Origin of the sequence: Acinetobacter sp. V2 (assembly GCF_001188385.1) — a bacterium.
In the GTDB taxonomy this organism is placed as follows: domain Bacteria; phylum Pseudomonadota; class Gammaproteobacteria; order Pseudomonadales; family Moraxellaceae; genus Acinetobacter; species Acinetobacter oleivorans.
In genome coordinates this window covers 1,755,019-1,760,257 of the sequence record NZ_JZFB01000001.1, presented here as the reverse complement: position 1 = coordinate 1,760,257, position 5,239 = coordinate 1,755,019, and the positions used below count along the sequence as shown (strand labels likewise).

The 5,239-nt window shown below is 36.5% G+C and carries 9 protein-coding genes and 1 pseudogene; 5 read left to right on the top strand and 5 right to left on the bottom strand.

Annotated elements, in window-relative coordinates:
• Positions 1-297 (top strand): NGG1p interacting factor NIF3 (locus UC75_RS08100; RefSeq protein ID WP_049837255.1); only part of this gene is annotated, 297 nt, incomplete at its 5' end.
• On the opposite strand, the gene UC75_RS08095 is transcribed toward UC75_RS08100, so the two are convergent.
• Positions 290-1,090: an enoyl-CoA hydratase-related protein gene (locus UC75_RS08095; RefSeq protein ID WP_049837254.1), complete on the bottom strand. Its 801-nt coding sequence runs from the start codon at positions 1,088-1,090 to the stop codon at positions 290-292. The genes UC75_RS08100 and UC75_RS08095 overlap by 8 nt on opposite strands.
• A 109-nt stretch (positions 1,091-1,199) precedes the next feature.
• On the opposite strand from UC75_RS08095, the gene UC75_RS08090 reads away from it, so the two are divergent.
• Positions 1,200-1,766, top strand: coding sequence for a nicotinate-nicotinamide nucleotide adenylyltransferase (locus tag UC75_RS08090; RefSeq protein ID WP_128825156.1), 567 nt, complete (start codon positions 1,200-1,202; stop codon positions 1,764-1,766).
• On the opposite strand, the gene UC75_RS08085 is transcribed toward UC75_RS08090, so the two are convergent.
• Positions 1,758-2,684 (bottom strand): LysR family transcriptional regulator, encoded by a 927-nt coding sequence (locus UC75_RS08085; RefSeq protein WP_049837252.1) that lies wholly within the window; start codon positions 2,682-2,684, stop codon positions 1,758-1,760. The two genes, UC75_RS08090 and UC75_RS08085, sit on opposite strands and share 9 nt — an antisense overlap.
• A gap of 97 nt (positions 2,685-2,781) precedes the next feature.
• Between UC75_RS08085 and gstA the strand changes: the two genes are divergently transcribed.
• From gstA to UC75_RS08070, 3 genes are read left to right on the top strand one after another with little or no spacing between them, the layout of a single operon-like run.
• Complete coding sequence (gstA, locus tag UC75_RS08080; protein WP_049837251.1) at positions 2,782-3,384, top strand: glutathione transferase GstA; 603 nt, start codon at positions 2,782-2,784, stop codon at positions 3,382-3,384.
• A 39-nt stretch (positions 3,385-3,423) separates the two neighbouring features.
• Positions 3,424-3,636, top strand: coding sequence for a tautomerase family protein (locus tag UC75_RS08075; RefSeq protein ID WP_004790691.1), 213 nt, complete (start codon positions 3,424-3,426; stop codon positions 3,634-3,636).
• A gap of 1 nt (position 3,637) precedes the next feature.
• On the top strand, positions 3,638-4,018 hold the full coding sequence (locus UC75_RS08070; protein WP_049837250.1) for a nuclear transport factor 2 family protein: 381 nt from the start codon (positions 3,638-3,640) through the stop codon (positions 4,016-4,018).
• Positions 4,019-4,022: 4 nt separating this feature from the next.
• Here UC75_RS08070 and UC75_RS08065 read toward each other — a convergent pair whose 3' ends face one another.
• From UC75_RS08065 to UC75_RS20740, 3 genes and pseudogenes are all read right to left on the bottom strand, one after another.
• The gene (locus UC75_RS08065; protein ID WP_004790695.1) at positions 4,023-4,385 is read right to left on the bottom strand and encodes a glyoxalase superfamily protein; all 363 of its coding nucleotides are present in this window, start codon (positions 4,383-4,385) and stop codon (positions 4,023-4,025) included.
• A gap of 11 nt (positions 4,386-4,396) precedes the next feature.
• Positions 4,397-4,966 (bottom strand): CAP domain-containing protein, encoded by a 570-nt coding sequence (locus UC75_RS08060; RefSeq protein WP_049837249.1) that lies wholly within the window; start codon positions 4,964-4,966, stop codon positions 4,397-4,399.
• Between the two features lie 117 nt (positions 4,967-5,083).
• Positions 5,084-5,239: pseudogene (locus UC75_RS20740) on the bottom strand (peroxiredoxin); the annotation flags it as partial.

Genomic DNA, 5,239 nt, shown 5'->3' with positions numbered 1-5,239 from the left:
CCTGAGTCACATCTTGAGTCGACTAAACAAGCCATTTTCTCTGCTGGTGCAGGTGGTATCGGTAATTATGAACACTGCGCATGGCAAGTGAAAGGAATAGGACAGTTCAAACCAGTTAAAGGAGCCGATCCTTATATCGGAGAGCTGGGCGAACTTGAACAAGTTGATGAGTGGCGTGTAGAAACAATTGTACTTGAAGAAAATGCCAAGGCTGTAGCGAAAGCATTAAAGACAAGCCATCCTTACGAAGAGCCTGCCTTTGAATTTATTCAAATCATAGAAATTGATTTTAATTAAACTGAGAGAAATCTGGTTTACGTTTTTGCATAAATGCTTGTACTGCTTCTAGCATTTCAGGTGAGTGAACGCGCTGCATAAAGATTTCAGCTTCATGATCAATACATTCAATAATTTGCTCTAAATTATGTTTCATAAGCGCTTTTGTTTGCTTTAATGATGCAAGAGGCAAAGCTGCTAAATGCTGAGCTGTTGCCTGAGCAGATGCGTAAGAATCTTCAACTACTTCATTCACTAAGCCAGCTTGTACTGCCGTTTCAGCATTGAACTTTTTCGCAGTAAGCAGAAGTTCTGCTGCTTTGTGATAACCCGCTTGTTGAATGAGTAATTGACTTGCGCCGCCTTCTGGAGAAAGGCCAAGACTTACAAATGGAATTTGGAATAGGGCCGTGTTGTCAGCAAAAACTAAATCTGCATGTAATAATATCGTAACGCCAATTCCAATTGCCACACCTTTTACTGCAATAAGAAGCGGTTTTGAGAATTTGGCAGCCGCTTTAAGTAGAACGAATGGCGGAACTTCTCCGGCTGGACCCATGTTAGGATTTTGTACAAAACCCATAAAATCTTTCATGTCATTGCCAGCGGTAAAATCTTGTTCGACACCACGTAGAATGACTACTCGAACATCTTTATTAAGATCGGCTTCATTCAGTGCCTTGGCAATCCATAAATAAAGTTCGCCATAGAGTGCATTTTTTGCATCTGGGCGATTTATGGCTAAGGTGAGTACGCCACCTTCTAAATTTGCGTTTAAATGTTGATGAGGTTGTTGAATACAGCTAAGTGTCATCGTACTATCCTTGCTTTAAACCACGTTGTTAATTTTTAGGTTCTCATTATGGCGCATATTTTTTGTAATGAGCGTTACTGATGAGTTCATAAAAAGTGAAAATCTAATTATGTATAAATTTGACTATCTCGTTTTTATAGGGCGTTTTCAACCATTTCATTTGGCTCATATGCAGACAATTGAAATTGCCTTACAACAAAGCCATTATGTGGTTTTGGCGCTAGGCTCTGCTCAAATGGAACGTAATATTAAAAATCCGTTCTTAGCAATAGAGCGTGAGCAAATGATCTTGTCAAATTTTTCTCTAGAAGAACAAAAACGTATCCGTTTTGTACATGTGGTAGATGTTTATAATGACGAAAAGTGGGTAAAACAAGTCAAATCTTTAGTAAATGGTGTAATTGAACCGAACTCAAAAGTTGGTCTAATTGGGCATTTTAAGGATGAGTCTTCATATTATTTAAGATTATTTCCAGAGTGGATCATGGTTGAGCTGGATAGCTTGAAAGATTCAATTTCGGCAACGCCAATGCGTGAAGCTTATTATCGTGGTGAAATCCAAACGGAATTTTTTCCTGTAGGAACGATTAAATTTTTAGATGAATTTAAAGAAACTGAAATTTATGCTGAACTCCAGCGCAAATATCTTATAGATGATAAAACCAATTTAAATTAATTCAGCTTGTGGTTTTAATTCCTTGATCAGAAAATCGATAAAAACACGAATATGAAAAGATTCGTGTTTTTTGAGTGGGTAGAGTAGAGAAAACGGACGTGAAGTTCCTGAAAATTTTGTAAGAATCTCAATCAACTCCCCATTTTGTAGCTCTTTTTCTACTATAAAACGGTAGGTTTGTAATAATCCTGCACTATGTTTTGCTAGGGTGATGGTACCTAGAATATCGTCTAAACAGCGGATTTTACCTGTACTTTGATATTCAATAATTTGATGGTTTGAATTGAATAGCCACGGTACATTTTTCCCTGTACTGGGTAGTACAAATTGAATGCATTGGTGATGCTGTAAATCTTCAATGCTTTGCGGTATGCCGAATTTTTTTAAGTATTGTGGCGATGCCACCACAATCAGCTCAGCTTGTTCGAGTTGGCGTGCAATCAAGTTTGAATCAGAAAGTTGTCGTCCGCGAATCGCTAAGTCATATCCTTCTGCAATAAAGTCCACATTTTTGTTGGTTAGTTGAATATCCACTTCGATGGCGGGATATTGCTGCGAGAATTTTGCTAATAATGGCAGTATTCGGTAATGCCCATATGGTGTTGGTACACTAATTCGAATCAAACCTGAAGGTTGTTGTTTTTGGTTTTTAAGTTGTTGCTCAGCTTCTAAAATTTGATTTAATGCTTGTTTGCATTCCTCAAAATACATTTTTCCTTGTGGCGTCAAACGTACTTGTCTAGTCGTTCTCACAAAAAGTGGTGTGGCTAAATGCTTTTCTAATCGGGCGATTGAACGGCTTACAGCTGCTGGACTAACACCTGCATGAAGTGCTGCTTTGGAAAAGCTTTCGTTTTCTGCGACTAAGCAAAATAGCTCTACGCTACTAAACATCATTCTTTTTAGTTGTTGAGCCATTTATTACACCATGTAAAAAATGATTTGAGTTCTGGGCTATTTAAGCACATATAAGTAAACAATAAGATGATTTTCATACCTTGTATAGAGTTATTTTATGAAACTATATTATTCACCCAATGCTTGTTCTTTAGCACCACATATTGTTTTAAGAGAGCTGGGATTTGCATTTGAACTAATCAAGGTCGATTTAGATCAGCATTTAACTGAATTCAATGAAGACTTTTATCAACTCAATCAAAAAGGACAAGTCCCTTTATTACAACTTGATGATGGTTCATTGTTAACAGAGGGTGCAGTAATTAGCCAGTTTCTTGTTGATCAGTCTTTACGAAAAGATTTATTAAGTGAAATAAATACCGCCGAGCGTTACGAGGTTCTCTCATGGATGAATTTTATTGCTTCTGAAATTCATAAAGCATATTCGCCATTTTTCAATGAATCTTACCGTGAAAAAAGTAAAAACATATATAGCAGAACCCTCAATAAGCACTATGCATGGGTCGATCAACAATTAAATGGGCAAAATTACTTAACAGGAACCAACTTTACGATTGCTGATATTTATCTTTTTGTTGTCACACGCTGGGCTGATTTTATTGGCCTTGATTTAGCACACTTTAGCCATTTAGCCAGTTTTATGAACAGAATTTCTGAGCGCCAAACAGTTCAAGATGCAATTGCAGCCGAAGCAGCCTAATTCTTTTGTTATTAAATAAAATTATAAAAGGAGGTCTATATGCCTTATATTTTAATTCAAATTACCAAAGAAAATGTCTCAATACAGCAAAAACAGCAATTAATTCAAGAAGCAACAGAGCTTGTGGTTCGTGTGCTTGATAAAGATCCTGCAACTACATTTGTAGTCATTGATGAAGTTGAAACTGATAACTGGGGTGTTGCAGGTGAAACTGTTTCTGCGATACGAAAAAGACAAAGTTTGAGTACTTAAAATGCAAAATAATCCGATTACTGAGATTCAGAAACAGCTAGAACAATATTTTGATGGTTTGTATTTTTGTGATGTGCAACTTCTAAATAATGTTTTTCATCCTGATGCCATATATATCAATGTAACCGAGCAACCCGTACTACGACTTAGCATGGCTGAATATTTTCCAATTGTTGCGAGTCGGATTTCTCCAGCTTCAAAGCAACAAACACGACAGGATAAAATCAGTTCAATCAATTTGATTAATGAACGGTTGGCGCTAGTCCATGTTGAATGCGTTATCCACCCTAAATATTTTTATGATGCACTTACATTTGTGTTTGAAGATGATCAATGGAGAATTATATCGAAAGTATTCCATTATCAAATTTTAGCGGACTGAATGATTAAGCATCTGCCCAAAAGATAATTCGGTTGGAAAAAGGATCGGTGATGCTGAGTTCAAGTGTTTCCCAATCTGTTTTTTCAACCTGAGGCTTAGAAAATTTATAATCTTTTTTGCTTAGTTCGCTGTGCAGCTCATAAATATGTTCCCAATAAATACGGATTGCACTATGTGGACTTGCATCACCAAAATGCTCTGATAAATGAATAACGCAATCATCTTTGGAAATTTGTAAATATAACGGAAAGTTATCTTCAAATTGATGTTGCCAATCAAGCTGAAAACCTAAGAACTCAAGATAAAATGATTGAGCTAAATCAACATCAAAAATTCTTAAAATTGGAGTGATTGAACCAGATTGCATCATTTTTCCTTTTAACGCGTACCAAATTGTTGAGTCCAATAACTCTTTTGCTTTACAGACTGATCAGAAGCACACGCAATTGCGTAAGTGGTGAATTTTGGATTCATTAGATTACTACAATGCAAGGGACTTGTTAGCCATTTAGACATAACTTGCCCTAAAGTTTTTTGGCCACTAGCGACATTTTCACCATTGGCTTTACCAAGTGTATTGTAAATTTTCAAACGTGATTTTAAGTCCAGACCCGTTGAGCCAACATGCCCGAGAAAGTTGTGTGCAGCCATATCTTCACTATGAGAAAGTGCGCCTTTATATAAATTATTACTCCAGCTCAACGGTTTAGTTGCGGGGAAATACTGTTGACCACATTGACGTGATTGCTGTCGGATCTGATTAATTGTGTTAAGTACAGCTTGTTGATAGCCTGGGTTTTGTAAATCTTGGCAGCTTATTTCATTGGAATTGTTTTGAATTTGAGCAATTGATGTGGTGCTATCAGTGGGTATTGCTAATGTATTTGCACTACATGCACCGATAAAAAGAGTAATAGGCAGCAAAGAGCAGATTTTGAGTAGACTCATGTCATTGCCTTAAAATAATTATTCTAATGTTTTTATGATACGCCAAAGTCAAAGTATTGGGTAATGCTTTGCAAACAAAAAGCGAGTGTGAAACTCGCTTTTTGTTAGTTAATTTTATTAAGCTGTTTGAAGGGCTTTTAAGTCTTCTAGAACTTGTTCTGCATGCCCAGCAGCTTTAACTTTACGGTAGCTTTTAACTAAAGTTTTGTTATGGAAAATGAAAGTAGAGCGTTCAATACCCATTACTTTTTTGCCATACATATTTTTTTCTTT

What these genes read in the sequence shown, in the direction of transcription:
- UC75_RS08095 (WP_049837254.1), bottom strand. Translation starts at nt 1,090, where the DNA reads ATGACACTTAGCTGTATTCAACAACCTCATCAACATTTAAACGCAAAT.
- UC75_RS08090 (WP_128825156.1), top strand. Translation starts at nt 1,200, where the DNA reads ATGTATAAATTTGACTATCTCGTTTTTATAGGGCGTTTTCAACCATTT.
- UC75_RS08085 (WP_049837252.1), bottom strand. Translation starts at nt 2,684, where the DNA reads ATGGCTCAACAACTAAAAAGAATGATGTTTAGTAGCGTAGAGCTATTT.
- gstA (WP_049837251.1), top strand. Translation starts at nt 2,782, where the DNA reads ATGAAACTATATTATTCACCCAATGCTTGTTCTTTAGCACCACATATT.
- UC75_RS08075 (WP_004790691.1), top strand. Translation starts at nt 3,424, where the DNA reads ATGCCTTATATTTTAATTCAAATTACCAAAGAAAATGTCTCAATACAG.
- UC75_RS08070 (WP_049837250.1), top strand. Translation starts at nt 3,638, where the DNA reads ATGCAAAATAATCCGATTACTGAGATTCAGAAACAGCTAGAACAATAT.
- UC75_RS08065 (WP_004790695.1), bottom strand. Translation starts at nt 4,385, where the DNA reads ATGCAATCTGGTTCAATCACTCCAATTTTAAGAATTTTTGATGTTGAT.
- UC75_RS08060 (WP_049837249.1), bottom strand. Translation starts at nt 4,966, where the DNA reads ATGAGTCTACTCAAAATCTGCTCTTTGCTGCCTATTACTCTTTTTATC.